The sequence below is a fragment of the Leptospira sp. WS58.C1 genome (assembly GCF_040833995.1).
In the GTDB taxonomy this organism is placed as follows: Bacteria; Spirochaetota; Leptospiria; order Leptospirales; family Leptospiraceae; genus Leptospira_B; species Leptospira_B cinconiae.
The window spans coordinates 2,903,984-2,926,315 of the sequence record NZ_CP162137.1 but is presented as its reverse complement, the minus strand read 5'-3'; the positions used below and the strand labels follow the sequence as shown (position 1 = coordinate 2,926,315).

The window sequence follows — 22,332 nt, the reverse complement described above, 5'->3', positions numbered from 1 at the left end:
TTTAGACTCCTGAAAAGAAAGATCGGATGATCCTTATCCCGAAACTATGTGATTTATTTTTTGGGGGAAGAAGCTAATTCCGAGAATGTCAGGGATTCTTCTCTTAAGTTCATGACGGACTCCAGAACATTCTCCGCAAATACCAGATCGTTATACCCCGGACCTTTTGGTAACCAGGAGCCCAAGGTTATAATTCCCAGAAGTTCCGCATCTCCTGGGAGTTGTTTTGCGGAAATATTTACGGCTTGGACATTGTAAAGAATATCCAAAAAGTTCCTTTGCCTGAGTCCATTAGAAGATTTTAATGCGACACATAGGATCTGATTATCTTTTTCCATTCGGATCGTGCGTACGTTTCTAATGTAAGTAATAGGGATACTTCTTTCCTTGTACAATAAACTGCTTAAAATGGGGATCCTGGTGGAGTAACGTAATTTTAATTCGAATGAATTTGCGATTATTTCCGTTTTTTTGAATAGAATAAAAATAGTCATCACGGTAACGACCCCTAAAAAGATCGCCGAAAACGGAATAAAGAAGATGAGAAAGATCAGATTTTCGGAATTTCCAAGGAAAGAATGTAAGATCGCGAACCATGCTCCGTAAAACAATGACGGAACTAGGATGGTAATGAAAGTTTTTCCTGCAGATTTAGGTTCTATAATTTCGATCTTAGTTCCTTGGTCTTTATATTCCGTTTTCACCCATGGAGAAGGTTCAATTATTTTTGGATCTTGCCCTTTAGGTATATCTTTTGTTTCCGGATCAGTGAGGAGTAGTTCGGATCTGTCCCAAATCGGAAGCGGAAGTTTTGTTTTAAAAAATTCTAATCCTTTTTTAAGAGAGTCCGCATCTCGGAAAGTTTCCAACAAGATACACCCTCCGTCTCTATGTAACAAATACAAGTCCCAGTATTTCCAAGTGCTGCCGGTAGAAGAGCTGCTACCGGAAGAGGAAGATCTTTCCATTCTGAACAATATCATATAAGAGATAAATTCGGAAAGAGGAAGTTCTACATCGGATTTACCAGTCTCTCTTAGGGAAAGTAAATAAGTATCCGTTTGGATCTCTATGGTTCTTATTATATGAGATGCTTTTCTGTAACTTCTCATCGTAATGATAAAAATAGTAACGAGGGAAATACAGAAAAAGAATCCGAATCCGGGGAAGATCTTATCTTCTGCTGTGAGGAATAGCACACCGAAAAAAAAGGAAGCAATACTTCCGAATACGCCGAAAGTTAAGATCCCGATAGTGAATATACATCCGCTCGAATAGGGGTTTTTGGTTTCTTTACGAATTCTATCCGATTCGGATATCCAAGAGTCCAAGCTCATAATAAAAAGACCTGAGATTAGGGAAGACTCTAGGAAAATCAATTTTAAAACGAATCCTTCTTGCATTTTGGTTCGGATCGGATTCTTTGTTCGTCATGCAAATTAGTACTGCTATTTCGGATTTAGTATTGGCAATCTTTGCCGCATGGGCCGGTCTTTCCGTCCAGTCTTCCGCTAAAGGAAACGTTTCTAAAAAAGGAGGAGCCTACGGTCTTTTTTTGATCGGTTTAGGAGCTCTTCTTGGCGTGGTTTTTTTCTTAGGAGGAAATTGGATCAGCCCCATCTACAGACCAATCGTTCATATTGCAGGTGTGGTCGGAGTTCCATGGATCGGGATCGCTTTTTTCCATGCCGGCTTCGGAAAGATAGACGGAAAAACTTGGAATCTGCTTAGCCTGATCCTATTAGTTTTAGCTATATTAAGTTATCTTTATCCATTAGGTTTGTATTCCACTTTGATCGGAGCGATTGCGTTGATCGCTGTTTTAGTGGTATGTATCCAAAAATACAAAGGATCTAATAAAACGACCGCATTGTATGGGATTGCAGGAGCGCTTCTATTCATTCTATCCGGACTTGTGATCGGAACCGTTGGAACGATTGCAGGACTCCCTAGAGTGGATCTCTTTCATTACGGATTAGCTGCCGCCTCTTATTGTTTAGGTTATTCTTTAAAAAGGATCGGATAATATTCGAAAACGCCGCAAAGTTGTACTCGGCCGCGGCGTTTGCCCGCCTTTTTATTCTACGATCCTTTCTTCGGATTTTTCTAATATACGATTTTTTACCGAATTCGATTTCGGATAAATTTCCTCAGTTCCGGTATCATTTTGTTTTGAGGATCTATGGGAAATTTCAGGGAGCAATTCTATCGAGATCGATCTGGTTGCTCCTGCGGCCGGCTTTGTAAAATTGGCCAAGGTATCCCCTCCTTTGATGATCGTGTGATTAGGTTGATTGAGCACGGCAAATATTATATGTTTTGCATACGTTAGTCCGGCTCTGCTTCTGGGAGGAGCTAAAGGCTCCATAGGGATCCATCCGAAGGAAGGATGCCATACTTCCGCGATCTTATGATTTAGCTCTACTTTTTCTCCTACAGGGAGCCAGTTCCAAGCCATTCTCGCCGGTATCCCGGCGCTTCTCAGTAGGGAGATTTGAGCATAACTATGCTCTGTACAAGAGCCGTGACCGTTTTGAAGAACTGTAGGTGCAGGATCAAATTTTCCATCCTGTTTATATACCATATTCTTACGGATGTATTTATACACCGCTTGGATATATTCCTCCACATTCGGAGTGGAAGACTTGAGTTCTTCTTTGATCCGAACGATCTCAGGATCGGAGATCTTATAAACGGAAGCATCTTCAAGATACTGTTTCCATTCGTTCGGTACTTTCCAATCTTCCCAAGGAGTTTGAAAGCGAGAAAGGCCTGAATCTATATTATATCTTACTAATTTAGCTGAATATACGGTTTCTTCCCAGGTTTGTCCCGAACTTAAGGCGGGGATCGGAATAATCAAGGTGCGATTATTCTGTTTGTCTTCGGTTAATTTTCCGTTCGGATGGAATTTTTCATCGTTCAGCACTTGGGAAGAAGTTTCCTGAGGCGGAATAGCTACGGCAATTTCCGTTTCCGGTGAATTTTCCTTCGGAGTGATCTTTAAATTGAAACGTACCATATCTCTGCTTGGAGAGAATCGATAGCTTAAATTTCCTTTTAATACGAGATTTTCCTCTTTTCCGGAATAATAATCGTTACCGATCCGTATTAGATTTTGATAGACTCCCGATTCCGGACTGAGAACCACTAGATCGTTTTTAAAACAGGATAGTTTTCCGGCTTCTTTTGATCCCAAATGGACCGTAAAACTGTTTTTGATCCGGTTCAAAATCGGATCATAAGAATGAAGATTTGTACCATCCTTGGAATACCAAAAGAAAATCTCTTTTCCGGAACAATCGAATGCAAAGGGTACTTTAGGAAGAGGCAAATCCTTTTGTTCTATCTCCGTTCCGGTTTCCTTATCATACAGAATGAGTTTATTTTCTCGGATCTCGAAAAGTTTTCCTTGGAGAAAGCCTATATTTCCCCAAGCGACTCCTGTTTGGTAAAAAGGGATCTTTTTCTTAATTTCGAACGAGCCGTTCTGCAATATGATGATTTCTTTTTTAAGTCTTACGTAAATTTGCCCTTCTTCCTTATCGAATGCAAGACCTCTAACCGTTTCCTTTAGATCCAACCGATTTGTAGTTCCACTCTTAATGTTTCGGATGATCAAACCCCCCGTGTTCTTTCCGTTCGTATCCGGAAAATTGGCGGGTAAAAAAAGTTCTTCTCCTATTAGTAAACTTCCTTGAACGGATTTGATCTTTTCTTCGGGAGCTAAGGGAGAAGGTGAGAATATTTCAGGAATTGCGGCTTCCCATTTCATGGAAGAATAAGCGGGTTCGGAAGCCAATTCAACAACGAATAAACAAAGGAATAGGGGGATCGAAAAAAGAGGAAGTCGTAAGCAGTTCATCCGTTCTTTGGACGGATTTCAGGTATAAAATCAAACCGGCTTAAGCAGGGATCTGTTCGGAAACCTGGGTCACCCAGGAAGCATAATAGTTGGATAATGTTCTGAGGAACATGAGATCCATATCATTCTCCGTCCCGATGGCACGTAATGCGTTTGCATATTGTGTCCTGAAATCGGTCAGAGTCGCAGTGTCTTGGATGTAATTTCGCATAGACTGAGCCTGTTCCGGACCAAAGCCGTATTCGGTAGACCATTTATCGATCAGGGTCCCGCAGTTGTACTTTCTGGAAAGAAGGATTTGGGCCAAAATATTTCGGAACATATTCTCGATGGAGACGATCGTGATCTCTCTATGATTGATCGAGATCTCAGTGATGATATCGTCCTTTTTATCTATCACTGCCTTGGAAGTCCCCATCTTATTGAAGTATTTGGAAAGGTCGTTATAAGCTCTAAAGTGTTTTAAGATCAGTTCCCTATCTTTTACATCCACCGTTCTTTGGTCTTCCGGATGACTCATCTCTTGAAGGATAGACTCTATCACTTGGAACATGATATCGAAAGTAAACTGAGTGGACTTACCTAATAAATATCGGATCTCATTTTGAAAAGCTGCATGAATAGAAGCAAAGAACGGTTCTAACTTTTCCGGGCTAAGGACGGTAGAAGTTTTGAATACGGAGATCATGTCCCGAACAAACTTTGTTCTGTCTAGAATCGGGAAAAGTTCCGGGTGATTGGAATGGGTGCGAATAAATGTCTCTTTAACTACTTTGACCGCGCCTCCCCGAACTTCTTCACTTCGAAACAATACTCGATAGAGAAGAACTGAGATCTCTCGGGAAGTTTTTTTATCTTTCAGAGTTTTTAAGTCGGAAGTTTCGAGATTTTCTCTACTTCCTGCATGCTTGCTCTGGATTTCTCCCATAAAATGGTTATGCCGACTTTCCCGAACGATTGTTAGGTCGATCTTGGTACGAAAAAGTTAATTGTAAAGCAGATTTGATTGATAGGGTAGAAATCCCATTGATTTTTCATCCGAGCGTTCGAAAATCGAGCGAAATCTATGCAAAAAATTATCGGACCCGAAAATCAAGTACACTATGGAGTGTGGGATGGTCCGATCGAATTCAATCATCTTGATTTTAGTCTTCTGGATTTTTTCGGAAAAGAGATCAAAGGGCTTAAAAAGAAGTTCGCGTTCCATTCTTTCAATTATCTAGGGATCTTGATGGAAGATTGTTTGGTCGGGATCGCGGCTGTAAGCCTAGGCTATGCGTATAACGTGTTTGCCTACCTGTATAAATTCGATCAGGGTAAGGTTTACGAATTCGACGTAAAAGGACCCGACTTAGGTCTTGCCTTAAAATTCCCAGCCAATCCGGATGAATATACAATCTCTTTCAAAAAGGGAAAGTCCTTCTTGAATATCCGAAAGTCCCATTCGGAAGGGAAACTTCTACTCGATGCAAACTTTGGAAATAAACTGGAGATCTCCGGAGAATTTCCTTACTCTCTTAGCACTCATAATCCTCTGAGAGTGTTAAATCCGTCCGAGCCTAGTCGTTGGACTTTTACTGAAAAATGTTCTCCTTTAGTTCCTGATCGTATCAGTGTCAAATATGAGAAGAAGGAACTGGTCCAAGATCCTTCCAGGACTACAATGGTCTATGACTGGTCCGGCGGTTATTTGAGAAGAGAGACAAATTGGTACTGGGCCGCTTTCTCTTCGGTTCTTCCCGACAGGACAAAGATCGGAGCTAATTTCGCTGCCTTAGTAAACGAAAGTTTTTTTCCCGAAAATGCCTACTGGATCGATTCCGAAAGACAAAGAGTGAGCAGATGTATATTCGATTTTTCTCATAAAGATCCTTATAAACCGTGGAGACTTTGGGACGAAGACGGACGGATCCGTTTGGAATTCGAACCCAAGGGGGAGAGAAGGGAAAAAGTGAACCTGATCTGGACTAAATTGTATTTCAGGCAATTTGTGGGAAAATTTTCAGGAAGTTTCAGGCCGGATAAGGGAAGGGAAGTCCAGATTAAGGATGTCTGGGGTTTTACGGAATTCCATAGATCCCTTTGGTAGTATTCGAAATTTGAAATCGCTCCGTATTCTATCCATAGATCTTTTGCGGGGTTTGACTGTTGCCGGAATGATCCTAGTGAACAATCCCGGGACTTGGTCCAATATGTATTGGCCTCTCAAACATGCAAAATGGGACGGATGTACGCCTACGGATCTGGTGTTTCCTTTTTTTCTTTTCGCAGTAGGCGCTTCCATTCCTTTTTCCATATCAAATGGAATACAAGAATTTCCTAAAATACTAAAGCGTGCATTCATTCTCGTCTTTCTAGGGTTGGTCTTGAATTTTTTCGGTGAATGGAGTTTTTCCAATCTTAGATTTCCGGGAGTTTTGCAAAGAATAGGATTTGCCTATTTTTTAGGGGCTGTTTTATACGGAGAGAAAAATCTAAAAGTCAGGATCTTTCTATTTTTATCATTATTGGTCGCGTATTGGTATTTATTGGAATTTGTACCTCCTCCCGGAGCCTCAGAACCCAGTATGAAAGAAGGAAAAGACTGGGGGGCTTGGATAGATAGACAATTATTCGGCCAAGCACATTTGTGGAAATTCGGTAAAGTCTGGGATCCGGAAGGACTTTTAACTTCCTTCGCGTCTATCGTATCGGTCTTCTGCGGGATCTTTACTGGTGAATTCGTAAAAGCCTCTTCGGAGAGGAAAGAATCTCCGCTTTCTGTGTCCGGGAAAATAGCGTTAGGCGGGTTTATCTTATTACTGGTAGGTGGGATCTGGGGAATATATTATCCGATCAACAAAAGTTTATGGACAGGGACTTATTCTCTTTGGACCGCGGGCTGGGCTCTGGTCGTTATTTCTCTATTTACAGTTTTAGAAAAATATAATATACTTGGATTTGGTAGCCTACAAAGTTTTTTACTTCCATTCGGTAAGAACGCTTTATTGGTATTTTTCGGTTCGGGGATATTTGCCAGAAGTTTAAATATCATCATGGTCACTTCTCCGGAAGGAAAAAAAATCCCATTGAAGAACATGATTTACCAAGAATATTATAAAAGTTGGATAGAATCTCCCGAGTTGAGTTCTTTCCTTTATTCGGTTACCGTGCTGGTCTTATGGTTTTTGATCCTTTTCTTTTTGGATAAAAAGAGATTATACTGGAGAATTTAAGGACCGACCGAGTGTTTTACCTCGGCAAGAAGGTCTTTGTCGTTAAAAGTTGAAATTTGATAATAAAAATAAAAACGCCGTTTCCCCGAGGAAAAACGGCGCTTATAAAATTCGAAAAATTAGAAATTAGATCTTTTCGATTACGGTTGCGATCCCCATTCCTCCGCCTATACAGAGCGTAATGAGTGCGTAACGTTTATTCCTTCTTTCTAATTCGTCTAGTGCGGTCCCGAGAAGAATAGCACCGGTTGCTCCTAAAGGATGTCCCAAAGCGATCGCTCCTCCGTTTACGTTGATCTTTTCCAGAGGGATTCCGAGAGTTTTTTGGGTATACAGCACAACGGAAGCGAATGCTTCGTTGATCTCCCAAAGATCGATATCTTCTACTTTAAGACCCGCCATTTGTAGAGCTTTTTTGGAAGCGGAAACAGGTCCGGTTAACATGATGGTCGGGTCCTCTCCCGTTGCAACTGTGGAGAGTATCTTTGCCCTCGGTTTTAACCCGTATTTTTTGATCCCTTCGTCGTTAGCTATCAAAACGGAGGCTGCACCGTCCACGATCCCGGAAGAATTTCCTAGCGTATGAATATGATTGATCTTTCCTACCTCAGGATAGGATCTTAATGCGATCGCATCTAATTCTTTTTCTCCGATAGTTTTGAAAACCGCTCCTAAGCCAGAGAGGAATGTGTAGTCCGATTCGATACGAGGATTCTCATCGGTATCTACTACTGTTCCATCTTCTAATTTAATAGGAATGATCGATTTTTTGAATGCGCCTTCTTTTATCGCTTTGTCCGCTTTCAGCTGGGAAGATTCCGCGAATTTGTCCGCTTCTTCCCTGCTGATATTGTATTTGGTTGCGATCAGGTCCGCAGAAATTCCTTGAGGAACAAGATTATAATGTTTTTGTATATTAGGATTTCCTATATTAAAATCCCTGTCCCCCAGGTCTGCTCCCATTTTTACACGGCTCATGGATTCTACTCCACCGCCTAACCCCACGGGAATTGCTCCTGATTGGACATGGTTTGCGATATTGTTTACGGCTTGTAATCCGGATCCGCAGAAACGATTTACCGTATATCCCGGAACGGAATTAGGCCATTGCGCAGCCATAACCGCATAACGAGCTATACATGCTGCTTGATCGTCCACTTGAGAGACACAACCTAAGACAACTTCTTCTACGATTTCTGGCTTTAATCCGTTTCTCTCTTGGATTGCTTTTAAAGTAGAGGCCGATAATTCTTGCGGGTGAACCGAGGCAAGTGTTCCCCTTTTTTTACCTTTCCCTCTTGGGGTGCGAACCGCATCGATTACGTATGCGTTGGACATAGTATTTCTCCTATAACGAAAGCCGTTCGGTTATTCTTGAACTTATGTTCAAAAACGAAATATGCTTCCAGCTTTAGTTTAGAAGAAAGGAGGGAAATGCAAGCTACTTCTTTTTATCCGAAGATTACTTTATCAAAGACCCGAAAATACCAGCAGTCTCCTTTTAAGTTTTCATAAAATCCGTTATGACCACCGTACTTTTGGATATATATCCTAAGCTTGGAACTTTTAGGTAGTTCCCTGAATTCGTCGGGGCGTATGATAGGATCGTCGGCGGATGTAACTATAGTTAGATCCACTTTAAGTTTTTCGAAATCTTTTGGACCCAATGTATAGGAATTAAAATAGTCGTCTGAATTTTTAAACTCAGAGGAGGATGCAACAATTCGATCCGTCATTTCCATAACTGTTTTCCCCTGCATGATATTTTGATAAGGATGTAGATCGGGGAAATGAACGTTCTTTTTCGCCAGAGATTGTCTCCATTTATCCAAGAAATACTTTCCTATAATCAGCTTAGAATCCATCATTTCCGTCGCGGACTTCGGATGAAGCGGAGGGCTCACGGCTATACAATGTTTTAAATTCGGGATACTTTGTTTGTTTCTGGAATGTTCTCGTGCGACCCGAATTGTAAAATTACCCCCCATAGAAAATCCGCCCAGGTAAACGGGAAGTTTAGGTCCGAATTCTTTGGCAACTTTGCGGATCGCTTCGTATGTCTCTCGTATTAAACTTCCATTAAATGGTTCCGGATTCAGATGATGAGTATTCCCATGATCTCTTAAGTTCAACCGGAAGATCGAAATTCCCTTATCGTAAAATCTTCTGGAAGTCCTTTGGATATAATTGGAATCCATACTGCCTTCCCAACCATGTATAAGTACGAGTAATGCTCTATTATGTATAGACTTGGAATAATGACCTAATAAACGAACACCTTTCCCCGCATCTATTACCACCGGAGAGGCGGCCTTATCCATTGGATGGTCAGGAATATTCTGCCTCATTAAGGAAGCGAGAACGGTTTGAACAAAAGGATGCCTGAGATGGATCGGAGGTTTAAAGGGACGAAGTGTGTCCATGTCGACAATTTTACGGATCAGTTCTTGTTAGACAAGCATTCGTCGGAGAAAATCGGAAAGAACTTTGTACAATTGTTTCGGTTGGAATGGTTTACTGATAAAACCTTCTTTTCCATGTTGAGTACATTTTTCATAAGCTTTGGACAAGGAACTAACGGTAACTGCGAAGATAGACGTTTTTGTATTAGAAGAATTTAAAGCGTGTGTCGCTTCCGCCGTATGATATCGGTCCATCTCCGGCTTTTGTAGATCCTATAGGATCAAGTCGTATTTTTTTATCGTTCGTATCTAATTATTTTTTTGCTTCTCTAGCGCGTAAGGCTAAGTCGGTTTTGATGTTTTACTCAAATGTTTCGATAGGATCTTCACATTGATCTCGTTCATCTTCGCAATAAGCACTTTAAATCATTTAGGATAACGAAGATCCGGAAAAGGACCCTAGTTCTCTATTAGAAGATACTAAATCCGTAGAGAAAACTGGGGATATACTCGAAAAAGGAAAGTTGGAACAGAAATTTTTTACCGTAAGAGAAAGTGAAAAATACTTCGATCAGGGAATCTCTTCCTCAGTTCCGAAGTTTAAGAATTCATTTTCAGGATTTTGAAGGGTTCGTTCCCAAATTTCCGATCTTGAAGAATAGGTTTCTAAAATTTCCGACTCTTTTTGCCTGGATTCCAGCTTTTTACATAGGTCCAGGAAGGGGTCACGAAGGGAAGAAGCTCCACGTATGCTCATATCCAGATTTTCCAATAATGAGACTCAGTATCAATAAAATCTTTTCCTTTTGAAAATTTTTCTGTTGACATAGGAAACAAAAAAAAGAGATTTTGTTTCCTATGGATGGAAACAAAATACACTATAAATGTTTCCTTTTGGGTTTTATGCAACATAGACAGAAACGATCGACCATTCATAATATGTTAAGCTTAGGCATTTTCTTAAGCGCTCTTTCTATCTCCGGAGATACAAGGGACGATTTGGAGAAGGAAGGAGTTTGGACCACCACTTCTCTGATCCGTTATTCTTTAGAGAATTCAGTGCAGGCAAAAATGAGCCGACTGGATTTGGAAAACTCGGAGTATGATTGGGAGAAGGAGAACGGTAAATATAATTTTATCGGGACCTTAACCGCCAATACTCAAAAGACGAATAACTTACCGCTTCCTCAATACACTCTGCAAGGTAGAGAGATTACAAGCAATACGATCTCCGCTGGTCTATCAAAAGTTTTTAATACAGGAACCACCGCGAGTGTAACGGTGTCCGATAACCGTTACGAAACAGACGCGGGGAAAAGACCGGAACAACAAGGAACGATCGCCCAACAATTCGCGCAACCAAGCCTTCACTTTGCGAATCTTGGTTTTACTTTGAAGCAGGAATTATTGAAGAATATTTTCGGATACCAGCAAAGAAGATCCTTAGAGATCAGTAGGAGAAATTCCGCAGTCAGAAGATTGGATGCGATGAATAATCTGTCCAGGTCCGTGGTCCAATCTCTATTATCTTTTTGGAATTTGTCCTTGGCGGACGAAAATCTCAAAACCGCAGAGTTACTGGTCAAGAGTGTGAAGAATGTAAAGGATATCACTTCTTCCAAGGTACGCATGGGAGTGGCGGAAGATTATGAGTCCGGGCAATGGAACGCACTTTTAATTACTGCGGAAAATCAACTCAGACAAGCGAAACTGGACAAGGATAGAATTCGCAGGGACTTATTGGTCTCTCTCGGAAAAGATCCGGAAACTAAAGTGAATTTTTCCTTAGTGCTGGATGATTCTCTTCCTTCTTTGGGAGCTGAAGATTCCGAAACGGAGGAAGCATTTCAACATCGATACGATTTCAAAAGTATCGCATTACAAAAACAGAATGCGGGGTCCGCTCTTGAGATCTCTAAAAACGGATTATTACCTTCTCTTTATGTGAGTGGTACTTATAATTCTCGCGAATATGATCGTAATTTTCCCCAGAGTTTTGACGGTATTGGCGCCGGAAGATTTACCCAAAATTCCGCAGAGATCAAGATGGATTATCCTCTTGGGAACGATACTGCAAGGGCGGAATATAAGAATTCCTTAACACAAAGCAGAAAGTTGGACCTACTCTTGGAACAAACAAAAGAGCAGGTCAAGACGGATGTAAGACAAGGATTGCAGAAAATCGGTACCACTTACGAGATCTTGGAAGAGTCCAAGAAAAATCTCGCTCAAGCGGAGAAGTTTTACTCGGGTATTCTGCCCAGATACCGATACGGAAGGGCCACATCCGTAAACGTTAAGAACGCATTGGACCTAGTAGCTCAGGCTAGATACGGACTGATGCAGGCTAAAGTGAATTATAACTCGGCGCTCGTACAATACGAGCTCTCTAAAGGTACACTATTTCGCAAATACGGAATGGATGCCGAAGAAGTTCTGAACCAATCCATCGGAGATCAAAAATGAATTTTGCAGAGCTATCGATCAAAAGACCGATATTTATTACCTGTACGGTTCTCATCATTCTTGTTTCGGGATATCTTTCCTTAAACAAATTAGGTGTGGACCTTTTTCCTAACGTAACCATTCCGGTAGTCACTGTGACTGTGCCTTATCCGGGAGCGGCCCCCAACGAGATAGAAACTCTGATCGCAAAACCTGTGGAAGACGAACTTTCCACGATCTCCGGAGTAAAAAGGATCCGCTCTACTTGTAGTGAAGGATCCGGAACCATTATCCTCGAGTTTACTTTGGAAACCGACGTAAAATACGCGGAACAACAGGTGAGAGATAAGGTGTCCGCGGTAAAACCTAAATTGCCTAACGATATTAAAGAACCTGTGATCAGAAGGATAGATCCTGCCGATCAGCCTATCATCATTCTCGCATTAAATGCGAACCTAAGCGAGGCACAGATCTACGATATCGCGAACGAAGAGATCAAACAAAATCTTTTAACCGCAAAGGACGTAGGAAATATCACGATCTATGGCGGGAGAAAAAGAGAGATCCATGTCGAATTGGATAGGCAAAAATTAAGACAACATATGATCCCTGCCTCCGTGGTTTCCAATCGTTTGGCTTCCGGCGGGACAAATATCCCTGCAGGTAAGGTGAGTAAAGCTGATTCCGAGTTGGTATATAGGACCATCAACGAATTCAAATCTCCGCAAGAGATCAGAGATACACCTATTTCCTTATTCGGGAACGAGGTCCCGGTTAAGATCGGACAATTGGGAGAAGTGGTAGATACTTTAGAGGACGAAAGTACTCGCGCGTACTTTAACGGTAAGAAGGCAGTCTTTTTGCTGGTGTTCAAACAATCCGGTTCCAACACAGTTGCGGTCGCTCAAGAAGTGAAAAAAAGGATCGATGATCTGAACAAAGAGCTCGCCAGAAGAGAAGGCGGCGCAGTTCTTTCCATCGCAAACGATAACTCCATTCAGATCGACGACAATATCTACGACGTAAAAGAAACGATCATCATTGGTATCGCACTTACGATTTTAGTAGTTCTGTTATTTTTGGGAAGCGTAAGATCCACGATCATCACAGGACTTGCGTTGCCTAATTCACTTTTAGGCGCGTTCATTTTGATGGCGGTGGCCGGATTTACGGTTAACGTGATGACACTCCTGGCATTAAGTTTGGCTGTTGGACTTCTTATAGACGACGCAATCGTTGTTCGGGAGAATATTTTCCGGCATAGAGAAATGGGTAAGACTGCAAGAGAAGCTTCTACGGAAGGAACAAAAGAAGTAACATTGGCGGTGATAGCGACCACTATGACTGTGATCGCGGTATTCTTACCGATCGCATTCGTAAGCGGTGTAGTAGGGCAGTTCTTAAGAGAATTCGGACTGACAGTATGTTTTGCTCTTTTGATCTCTCTATATGACGCTCTTACAATCGCTCCGATGTTATCCGCTTACTTTGGCGGAAAAATTTCGGGATCTCATGCACATACCGCTCATGGGAATTCTTCCGCTTCTCCGGAATTCTTGAGTGTTCCCACAGAAGGAAAGAAAAATAAAAAAAACGTCGCTACTACAACTTTGGAAGAGATTGCATTCTCCAAGATCAGAGCGCAAGAGGCTCCGAAAGGATTTGTATCCAGAATATTCTCCGCTTTATTCGAACTCTTGAAATTGGTCTTCGGAGTTTTAGGAAGAATTCTTTCCCCTATCGAAAAAGGATTAGATTCCGTATTATCCGGATTTAACGTATTCCAAACTTGGTTGGAGAACGTATATGCAGGAGTTTTAAAATTCACTTTAAAACGTCCGGTGTTCATCTTAAGCGGAGCGGTATTGATCTTTGTTGCTAGCTTGATGCTGACTAAGTACATTCCTAAAACATTCTTACCTGCGCAAGACCAAGGAAAATTCCAAGTTACTTTGGACATGCCGCCTGGTACTTCCGTACAAAAAATGGCGGAGATCGCTCAGGATGCTTACAAAGAGATCTCTTCTCATAAAGAAGTAAAATTGGTAGCGATGTTCAATACGAACAGGACAACCACCATGTTCGTGGAAATGATCCCGGCAAAAGAAAGGAATATGAACACATCCCAATTCAAGGACCTTCTTCGTAAGGAATTGGAATCATTCTCCTATGCAAATCCGATCGTTAAGGATGTGGATAACGTGGGCGGAGGACAAAGACCGTTCACTTTGGTAGTCAGCGGACAGAACGGAAAAGTGGTGGAAGAATATTCCAGAAAACTTTTCGAAAGATTAAGAGAATCTAAAGCACTTTTGGACGTGGACACAAGTTACAGAACGGGCGCACCGGAATTTAGAGTTGTGCCGGATCGTCAGAGAGAAGTTCTACTCGGTATCCCCGGTACTGTGATCGGAACGGAGTTGCGGACTCTCGTGGAAGGAACGACTCCTGCAGTCTACCGCGAGAATGGAGTGGAATACGATATTCGTGTTCGATTGAAAGAAGGGCAGAGAGATCTAAAGGATAACTTCTACAATTCTTTCGTGCCAAACTTCAATAATATGATGATCCCGATCCAGAACGTTGCAAAAGCGGAAGAGACCACAGGACTTGCAACCATCAACCGAATGAACAGAAACCAGTCCGTGGAGATCTATGCGGACGTTAATCCCGACGGACCTGGAATGGGGGGAGCCATGGAAGAAGTTGCAAAACTTACCCAAACGGATTTGCCTCTTCCTCCCGGAGTTCGGATCGGATATACCGGACAAGCGGAGAACTTTAAGGAGATGGGAACTTCTCTTGGGATCGCTATGGGACTTGGGGTGTTATTCATCTACATGGTCTTAGCTTCTCTTTATGAAAGTTTTATCACACCGATTGCGATCATGTTGGTGCTTCCTCTTGCACTTTGTGGCGCGTTTATCGCACTCTTCTTAACCCAAAAGTCCTTGGATATATTCTCTATGATCGGGCTAATCATGCTCATCGGGGTGGCTACCAAAAACTCGATCTTACTCGTGGACTTCACGAATCAGCTCATCCAAAGGGGAGTGGAAATGAAAGAAGCGATCATAGAAGCGGGAAGAGAACGTCTTCGTCCGATCTTAATGACCTCGTTCGCTTTGATTGCGGGAATGGCTCCTATCGCGATCGGATTAAACGAAGCGTCCAAACAAAGGACGAGTATGGGAGTTGCGATCATAGGCGGATTGATCTCTTCTACCATACTTACGTTAGTAGTCGTTCCGGCGGCGTTCTCTTATATAGAGAAGCTGAACCAGTTGGTCCGTAGAAATTCTCCGGATCCGGATGCACGATAAATATCATGGATTTCACCGAGAAAAAAGATAGGCTCCGAGTATTACTCGGGGCATCTCGGGTCTTTCAGCGGAGAGGTTATGCGAAAACGAGAATGGAGGACTTCGTAGAAGAGTCGAAAATTGCAAAAAAGACATTAGTTGAATATTATCCGAACAAAGAAGAAGTTTTAAAGGCTGTTGCCGATTATCGTCAAACAAGGGCCGCCTGTAAATTGAAAAGAATTCGAAACAATCAAGCTCTGGACTTCTCCAAACGATTCGTAAGGATGAGAAAGGAGTTATTGGATGTTTGTAAGCCTAGCCAATTCGAGTTATGGAAGGAATTGCAGGATCAAATTCCGGAAATATGGAGAATGGTGAAGGCAAAAAGAGTCCAAATCATAGATAGAGAGATTGAAAGCTTATTGGACGAGGGTAAGAAATTAGGAGAATTCAGAGCGGACTTGAGGCCCGACTTGTTCATCATGGCATTAATCGCCTGTTCGGACGCGATTTATAAGTGGGAACAAAGCCCGACCGAGCGTCGGGCCAATATAACCGAACTGGACAATATTTTTCTTTATGGCATAATACGCAGAGGAAAGAAGACGTTAAAATCGTCTTGAGATTGAAAAATCGTTTCCTAAGCGAAAGGGGGATAATAAAGTGCATAGCGCCGTGGAACAGGAACTAACCCAAGAGAAGGACGAAGTCCGTCAGAGAATATTCGAAAAATCGTTCGAGCTATTTTTACGATACGGTTTTGCGAAAACTCGAATGGAAGAGATCGCCCGAACTCTTAGGATCAGTCGCAAAACACTTTATAAACACTTCGCCAATAAACATGAATTGTTAAAAGAAGTGATGACTGATAAACACCTCAGAATTCACGGACGTATCGAAGGGATCTTCCAGGACCCGGAAAAATCCATTAAAGAAAAGATCCAGTCGATGAGAGGTTGTCTTTCCTCTGAGATCCCTCACGGAATGAACGAATTTTTAAGAGAGATCCGTGACCAAGCTCCTGACATTTGGAAACAAATACAGTCTCTAAAAGAAAAAAACATCAACAGAACGATGAGAAAGATGATCGAGACCGGCATCAAGAACGGGGAAATTCGTTCCGATGTGAATCCGGATATTGTGCTCCTCATCCATTCAGCAGCCTCCGAAGCAATGTTCGATCCTAACTTCTTAGCACAGACTCCCTATTCTATCCGAGACCTGGTCCAAGAGCTGGACAATATTATCTTTTACGGGATCGTAAAAAGAGACGATCTCTAGGATTTTACATTTCGATTTCATAATTTACGTTCGAAACGTTTCTTTTTTTCCTAAAAAGATTCGCTTAGTTTCACCATTTTTCGGATCTTACCCGTTATAACCGATTTCCGTCAAAGGCGGTTTCGGATATTTTTTTCCAATGAGCATAATCCTTTTTTTTCTCGGATGGATCCTCTCGTCCGTTTTTGTATACTTTCTTTTCTTACGATTGAAAGGACCAGGTAGAATAGGTACCGTACTTCTATCCGTAACTGCCCCTTTAGTATGGATGGGGATCGTTTCCTTTCTACTTACTATGCTTGGGATCTATAGCATAGAGAAGATCATTCTTTCTTTATATATTTTTTTTGTTCTTTCTGCCGTTTGTGTATTTTCCTTAAGAAAAGTAGAAGTCCGTAAATCGATCCGACTCGAGATCCGAAAATACGAACTTGTATTTTTAATTTTATTCTCTTTAGCGGCTTTGTATCTATATGCAGGATTTCCTACCTGGTATTTGGATGGGGGAAGGGACCAAGGACAGTACGCGACATTCGGTATAGTGATCTCCAAGACCGGCGGTTTAAACTTAGAAGTGCCGGATACAAAACTGATCCGTGAGATATTTGAAAATTCGGTACAGGTGGATTATCAATCTATCGCGTCTGAATTCAATCTAGGACTTTCGAATTCCGAAACCTATCGTTCTCCTCGTTTTTTCCATTTTCTCCCTGCGTATTTAGCGATCGGTTACGATCTGTTTGGAATGGAAGGACTTGTCCGAGTCAATGCGGTTTTTGGATTTTTTTCGGTGTTCATTTTGTATTTAGTGATCAGAAGAATTTCAGATCCTTTGTCTGCATTCTTTATTTCCATTTTGTATGTTCTAAACTCTTCCCAGTTATGGAATGTAAGATCAACATTATCGGAGGTGATTTCTCAATTTTTAATCGTATTTACCGCTTATTTAATCCAAATATTCTTTCGGGAAAAAAATCCGATCCCTATGTTTTTTATCGGGTTTGTCTTTGGGATTAGTTCCTTTACAAGGGTGGATAGTTATGTTTATCTCCCCGCTTTGATGATCTATTCCGCGTTTCTATTGGTGTTTTTCGAAAAACATTTTAAGAATTCTTTATATTTAATAGCATCATTTATTTTGATGAGTATGCTGTCATTTGTTTACGCATACTTTTATTCCAAAGTTTATATTTACCATTTATGGGGACATAGGTTTCTAAAAATGATAGGACTTGCTTGGATCCTATCATTGTCTTTACTCTTGGTAGAAGTGATAATTTGGAAGAAGGGCCGCTTAATTTTACGGTGGTTTCGGGATTTTATTCGGAAAAATGAAAGAATATTAAGAATTTCTGTATTATCTACTCTTTTTTTGATTGGCTTACTAACATATTTTCTAAGACCGATGTTTTCATCTTCCGTGCCCAGATTGGCAGCCGCTCAATATCTTACATCCAATTCTTTATCCGTATTTTTCTGGTATGTCCCTTTCTGGTTGTTCGTATTTTTAATTTTTACTTTCGATTTATTCGTTTTTCAGAAGAAGCATGTTCATTCTTCTTTCATATTTTTTATAGGGATCTTTTTATTGATCGTTTACCTATTAAGTCCAAGCATAAGACCGGACCATTTTTGGGCCTCTAGAAGATGGATGCTTTTTTCAATTCCATTCGCGACCTTTGGGTCCGTTATTGGGATTAGAAATATTCCATACTTAAAACAGAGTTGGAAAACCGCATTATTGATAATTCTGGCCGGTGCAGGGATCGTTTATACGATTTGGAGATCTAAACTCATCCTTTTCCAATCAATGATGGATGGATATGTGAGTGGATATGAAACTTTTGCAAAAACTACTCCTACCGATAATTCTTTCTATTTTACTACGAAGCGACAGATCGCAAGTCCGCTAAGATATATTTATGGGAAGAACATATATTTGATCAATGATACAGAGGAATTTTTACAGAAAGTCTCCAAGTTACTTTCTTTCGGAAAAGATGTGTATGTGATTCAAAATGGGGCATTGTCCGGTGCGGATCCTAATTTAAAATTTATACATACAGCGGACTTGATCCTCAAAGGAAGTTTTCCTGCGGAGTCTATCCAAAGATATCCCGAATTTTTATATCATAAAAACTTAAATTTACAGACGTTTAAACTAGAAATCTCTCATACAAGGGTTCTGCCAGATCCGATCAGGTTCGACTGGATCCCTGCGGAAGCAGGATTTTTTTCCAGAGTAGGAGAAATTAATCCGGATGGCACGATCTCCGCAACGAGACACCAAGGGCCTTTGGTATATGGACCGTTACTTACTTTGCCAAAAGGAAAATACAAAGTAGAATTTTTCGGGAAAAATTTATACAGAGCTCGGTTCGACGTGGTTTACAATGAAGGTTCTTCAATTTTATCTCCCGAAGCAAAAGGAAAAGAGAGTAATTCTAAATTTTTAACTTTTGAAATTAAAGATCCCCTTATCGATGATATAGAATTCAGAGTTTTTGTAGAAGGTAAATCCGGGGTCCAGGTTCGCAAAATAACATTGAAAAATATTTTATGAAATTAAAATATTTGATGTCCTAAAATATTATCGATCAATATAATCGAAAAGATTCAACTTTGTAATTTATTAAAGGATTTAGTATGAAATACGTATATTTATCTTTAATACTGATGTTTCTTACTTTTAGTATTTCCGCAGGAGATAGGGAAAAAGACGAAAAATGTACGATGGATATCCAATGCGGATTCGGTCTTCAATGTACAGGAGGAGTCTGTACAAAAAAATCCGAATTTGATCACGGCAGCAGCGGAAAATCCGGAAACGAATGTTCTTCGGACGCGGACTGTATCGGTTCCGGATCCTGCGTTAGAGGAACTTACGGAAAAAAATACTGCACTGGCAACTAGATTTGGTTTCCTAAAGTGTCCAATCTATAGCTGAAAAAGAGTCTTGGAACTGCAGGTTATATCACTAAAATTTCAGTCCAAGTAAATTCTACGGATTGGAATACTCCGAAGACACAAATATTCTAAGTTCTATCAATAACGTTTACCTAAACGGAGTCCGTATCGCAGCGCTGAATGAAGAAGGGACTACTGCATATTTCCTGACGGATCAAGTAGACTCTGTTGCTCATGTCTTGGACGAAGGAGCTCATACTTTAAGCCGTATGCAATATGAGCCTTATGGAGAAACTCTTGTCCAAAGAGGAAATCAAGACTTAACTCCTAAGTATAACTCGCAAGAATTAGATCGAGAGACTAATTTCTATTTTTATAACGCAAGGTATTATGATCCGCAGATCGCAAGATTTACGAGCGCGGATACGGTTATTGATGGGGCGCGTAGTACCCAAGGATGGAATAGATTCTCGTATGTGGCAGGGAATCCGATTAGATACAAGGATCCGACTGGGCATGTTCCTTGTATTAGTATCTGCATTGAAAGCCCAAAGACATTTAAAAAAGGAGAAGTAAATCAAATACTTGAAAAAGATTTACTAAATGAAAAAGATCCGACATTGGCAAAAGGTGTTCGCGATTTTCTTCAAAATAGTAAATTGAATGCTAAGAGTGGGATTCAGAAGCCTTTAAAAATGCCAGAAATATTAATTGGGTCAAAATATTATTATAAATTAAGACATATTGATGCAGAAAATCGGGGAATTAAACCTCCGGATTATTATATGAATTATGGTGATACATATTTAAATGTCTTTTCAAATGAAATTCGCCCTGTTTTGTCCGAAACAGGAAAGAACTGGTTAGATAATGCCAGAAAAAATTTACAAGTCGAATTAGAAAAGATCCTTAAGACGGAAGGCATCGAAGCGAAGGATGATGGAGCTGTGATTAAGACATTAATATATGATTCACATATTCCCGCATATGAAAATGCAGGTCTATATAAAGATACTAATCTCTTGGAAAAAATACTTATAGGAGCAACTCCGCGCCTCCGAGATGGTTTAGGGAGTTCAGATGGTAGAAAGCAGATGGGAATAGTTTTAGGCCATTATATGCTCTTTGAGCTGGAAAATGTTGGAAAATATGCACCGTAATATAAAAGATAAAGAAAGGAAACTAATGAAAACTTCTCTTTTTATACTTTTAACGAGATTTTCCCTTATTTTATATATTTCCTTTCATATATTTTTTTGCAGTTTTGGTGTAATAAAAAACGAAATTAACGAATTGCCAAGACTAGTTTTCAATTTCCGTCATGCGTCAGATGTATTGTTCATAAATGATGACATTCTTTTCTTTAGTTGTGAAGAGCGATATTCTGATGGTTTATTTCGTACCTTTGTTTACAAAATTTCATGGGGGGAAGGTTGGAATAAACTCCGAGAAATACGAGGATGTCTTATACAGGCAGCTGTAAAGCAGCAGGATGACAATATCGTTTATCTTTTAACAGAAAAGATTAGTGAAAATCGAATTCTATCAAAAGTAGGAATTGCAGATTTCCATTTTGATTTCAAAAAAGAAATTTATGCTACAAGTGTATCCCAAATTACTAGATTTTTTTTGGGAAATAATCATTTAATTGCTATATCGGAAGAAACGTTAGATGCTTTTAGAAAGGAACGTTTGTGGATAGGGTCCACTGAGAAAAAGGGCGGAAAAATTCTCATTGGCGAAGGATTGGGGTTACATTTTCAAAATAATTTAATTATAATTGATAATAATTTAGTTTTATCGAAAGGTTCTGAGTTATTTGTTAATAAGGGTTTCAATATTTATAACCCGAAGAAAATTTCATTTTCGGAAGGAATTTTTAATATTTCCAACGTTGATCAAAAGATCTTTATCACTTTCTTAAATACAAGCGATTATATTGAAGTTTTGGAGCGATTCAAATTAAGATATCGTATTTTGAGTTCGAATAAAGACTGGAAGTTTGCAGATTCGATTTTTTATGCTGAAAATAATAAAATGATAGCTCTATTTATAGCGAAGGAAAATGATAATTCGGGGATTTCTTATAGAATTGGCGTTTCATGTGATAATGGAAAAAATTGGACTCTTCAAAAATTTCCTGAAGAATCGTTAAGAGTTCACAATTTCTATATTGCAAATGATTTTATTTATTTGGTAAATTATAGAAATTTAATTAAAATAAGCCTTAAAGATTTGAAATGCAATTGGCAATGATATATTGACAGGACATTTTGTTCGGAAGATGTATTGCATTAGTATTTTCTTTGCGTTTTATTTGAAAAAACTGAATATAGACTGTAGAAAGAATTTGCGGATTTTTCATAAAGTGAAGTCTTGTAGCTTTGGAACTGTGAAGAAAAGGAAACCATTAATGAAGGCGAAAGATTAAGTCATATGAAAGTTTTCACTGAATGAAACGTAATGAACCTGCCTGAATTGCGTAGAAAACGAGGAATCCTTTATATAAATATCTAATTTTTAATAAGAAGTTCATTGTCATCATTCCGTCGGATCTTCTACAAACAGTGGCCGTTCTTATCGGCTGACTTTTGCACTTGTTCGTAAATCTTACCCAACGCCTGCTTTACAGACTGTTTCCAGCCTAATTGTTTAAATTCATTTTCCATTCTGTAATCTACTCCAGCAACATAATCCGATTCACCGACAGGCCAACCTTGTCATTCCAGAAGTGCAAGGGTAGAGGGTTCACATCGGACTAAGTCGATCTGCGATACTTTGTAAGCTATGAATTCGGAAAACTTTTTCTGAGGTGATAAGGTTTTGAATATCTTGTACGTTTCCTAATTCAAAAACTGTTCTACTTGCCAATCTAAGATGGTAGCTAAAGAAATTTTAAGAGAGAGAGTATT

General features: G+C 40.1%; 17 protein-coding genes and 1 pseudogene. 11 read left to right on the top strand and 7 right to left on the bottom strand.

What is annotated here, in order from left to right:
• Positions 1-53: 53 nt before the first annotated feature.
• A complete protein-coding gene (locus tag AB3N61_RS13370) occupies positions 54-1,403 on the bottom strand; it encodes a hypothetical protein (RefSeq protein WP_367897820.1) in 1,350 nt (449 codons plus the stop codon).
• Positions 1,404-1,432: 29 nt separating this feature from the next.
• Here AB3N61_RS13370 and AB3N61_RS13365 point away from each other — a divergent pair, with 29 nt between their 5' ends.
• The gene (locus tag AB3N61_RS13365) at positions 1,433-2,026 is read left to right on the top strand and encodes a DUF6962 family protein (RefSeq protein WP_020771005.1); all 594 of its coding nucleotides are present in this window, start codon (positions 1,433-1,435) and stop codon (positions 2,024-2,026) included.
• 51 nt (positions 2,027-2,077) lie between these two features.
• On the opposite strand, the gene AB3N61_RS13360 is transcribed toward AB3N61_RS13365, so the two are convergent.
• Together AB3N61_RS13360 and AB3N61_RS13355 are read right to left on the bottom strand one after the other, a co-directional pair.
• Positions 2,078-3,865, bottom strand: coding sequence for a transglutaminase-like domain-containing protein (locus AB3N61_RS13360; RefSeq protein ID WP_367897819.1), 1,788 nt, complete (start codon positions 3,863-3,865; stop codon positions 2,078-2,080).
• A 40-nt stretch (positions 3,866-3,905) separates the two neighbouring features.
• Positions 3,906-4,793 (bottom strand): LIC_13029 family protein, encoded by an 888-nt coding sequence (locus AB3N61_RS13355; RefSeq protein ID WP_020770988.1) that lies wholly within the window; start codon positions 4,791-4,793, stop codon positions 3,906-3,908.
• A gap of 138 nt (positions 4,794-4,931) precedes the next feature.
• Here AB3N61_RS13355 and AB3N61_RS13350 point away from each other — a divergent pair, with 138 nt between their 5' ends.
• Positions 4,932-5,954: a DUF2804 domain-containing protein gene (locus AB3N61_RS13350; protein ID WP_020770993.1), complete on the top strand. Its 1,023-nt coding sequence runs from the start codon at positions 4,932-4,934 to the stop codon at positions 5,952-5,954.
• A 67-nt stretch (positions 5,955-6,021) separates the two neighbouring features.
• Positions 6,022-7,080 carry an acyltransferase family protein gene (locus tag AB3N61_RS13345; protein WP_367899101.1) on the top strand — a complete coding sequence of 353 codons (1,059 nt, stop codon included), beginning with the start codon at positions 6,022-6,024 and terminating at the stop codon, positions 7,078-7,080.
• A gap of 126 nt (positions 7,081-7,206) precedes the next feature.
• Here AB3N61_RS13345 and AB3N61_RS13340 read toward each other — a convergent pair whose 3' ends face one another.
• From AB3N61_RS13340 to AB3N61_RS13325, 4 genes are all read right to left on the bottom strand, one after another.
• Positions 7,207-8,418 (bottom strand): acetyl-CoA C-acetyltransferase, encoded by a 1,212-nt coding sequence (locus AB3N61_RS13340; protein ID WP_367897818.1) that lies wholly within the window; start codon positions 8,416-8,418, stop codon positions 7,207-7,209.
• A 113-nt stretch (positions 8,419-8,531) separates the two neighbouring features.
• On the bottom strand, positions 8,532-9,503 hold the full coding sequence (locus AB3N61_RS13335) for a YheT family hydrolase (RefSeq protein ID WP_020771012.1): 972 nt from the start codon (positions 9,501-9,503) through the stop codon (positions 8,532-8,534).
• A gap of 27 nt (positions 9,504-9,530) precedes the next feature.
• Positions 9,531-9,737, bottom strand: coding sequence for a hypothetical protein (locus AB3N61_RS13330; RefSeq protein WP_367897817.1), 207 nt, complete (start codon positions 9,735-9,737; stop codon positions 9,531-9,533).
• 316 nt (positions 9,738-10,053) lie between these two features.
• Positions 10,054-10,239, bottom strand: coding sequence for a hypothetical protein (locus AB3N61_RS13325; protein WP_020770986.1), 186 nt, complete (start codon positions 10,237-10,239; stop codon positions 10,054-10,056).
• Positions 10,240-10,340: 101 nt separating this feature from the next.
• Between AB3N61_RS13325 and AB3N61_RS13320 the strand changes: the two genes are divergently transcribed.
• The 8 genes and pseudogenes from AB3N61_RS13320 (at position 10,341) to AB3N61_RS13285 (ending at position 21,676) form a co-directional block, all read left to right on the top strand.
• The gene (locus tag AB3N61_RS13320) at positions 10,341-11,948 is read left to right on the top strand and encodes a TolC family protein (protein ID WP_367897816.1); all 1,608 of its coding nucleotides are present in this window, start codon (positions 10,341-10,343) and stop codon (positions 11,946-11,948) included.
• Positions 11,945-15,250, top strand: a complete 3,306-nt coding sequence (locus AB3N61_RS13315) for an efflux RND transporter permease subunit (RefSeq protein WP_367897815.1) — start codon at positions 11,945-11,947, stop codon at positions 15,248-15,250. The genes AB3N61_RS13320 and AB3N61_RS13315 overlap by 4 nt, the downstream gene beginning before the upstream one ends.
• A gap of 5 nt (positions 15,251-15,255) precedes the next feature.
• Positions 15,256-15,855, top strand: coding sequence for a TetR/AcrR family transcriptional regulator (locus AB3N61_RS13310; protein WP_367897814.1), 600 nt, complete (start codon positions 15,256-15,258; stop codon positions 15,853-15,855).
• Between the two features lie 40 nt (positions 15,856-15,895).
• On the top strand, positions 15,896-16,513 hold the full coding sequence (locus AB3N61_RS13305) for a TetR/AcrR family transcriptional regulator (protein ID WP_020771009.1): 618 nt from the start codon (positions 15,896-15,898) through the stop codon (positions 16,511-16,513).
• A 139-nt stretch (positions 16,514-16,652) separates the two neighbouring features.
• Positions 16,653-19,076: a hypothetical protein gene (locus AB3N61_RS13300; protein ID WP_367897813.1), complete on the top strand. Its 2,424-nt coding sequence runs from the start codon at positions 16,653-16,655 to the stop codon at positions 19,074-19,076.
• Positions 19,077-19,159: 83 nt separating this feature from the next.
• A complete protein-coding gene (locus AB3N61_RS13295; RefSeq protein ID WP_367897812.1) occupies positions 19,160-19,426 on the top strand; it encodes a hypothetical protein in 267 nt (88 codons plus the stop codon).
• Positions 19,427-19,503: 77 nt separating this feature from the next.
• Positions 19,504-19,938, top strand: a pseudogene (locus AB3N61_RS13290) (RHS repeat-associated core domain-containing protein); the annotation flags it as partial.
• 667 nt (positions 19,939-20,605) lie between these two features.
• Entirely contained in the window at positions 20,606-21,676 is a 1,071-nt protein-coding gene (locus AB3N61_RS13285; RefSeq protein WP_367897811.1) for a hypothetical protein, read from the top strand.
• Positions 21,677-22,332: the final 656 nt, after the last annotated feature.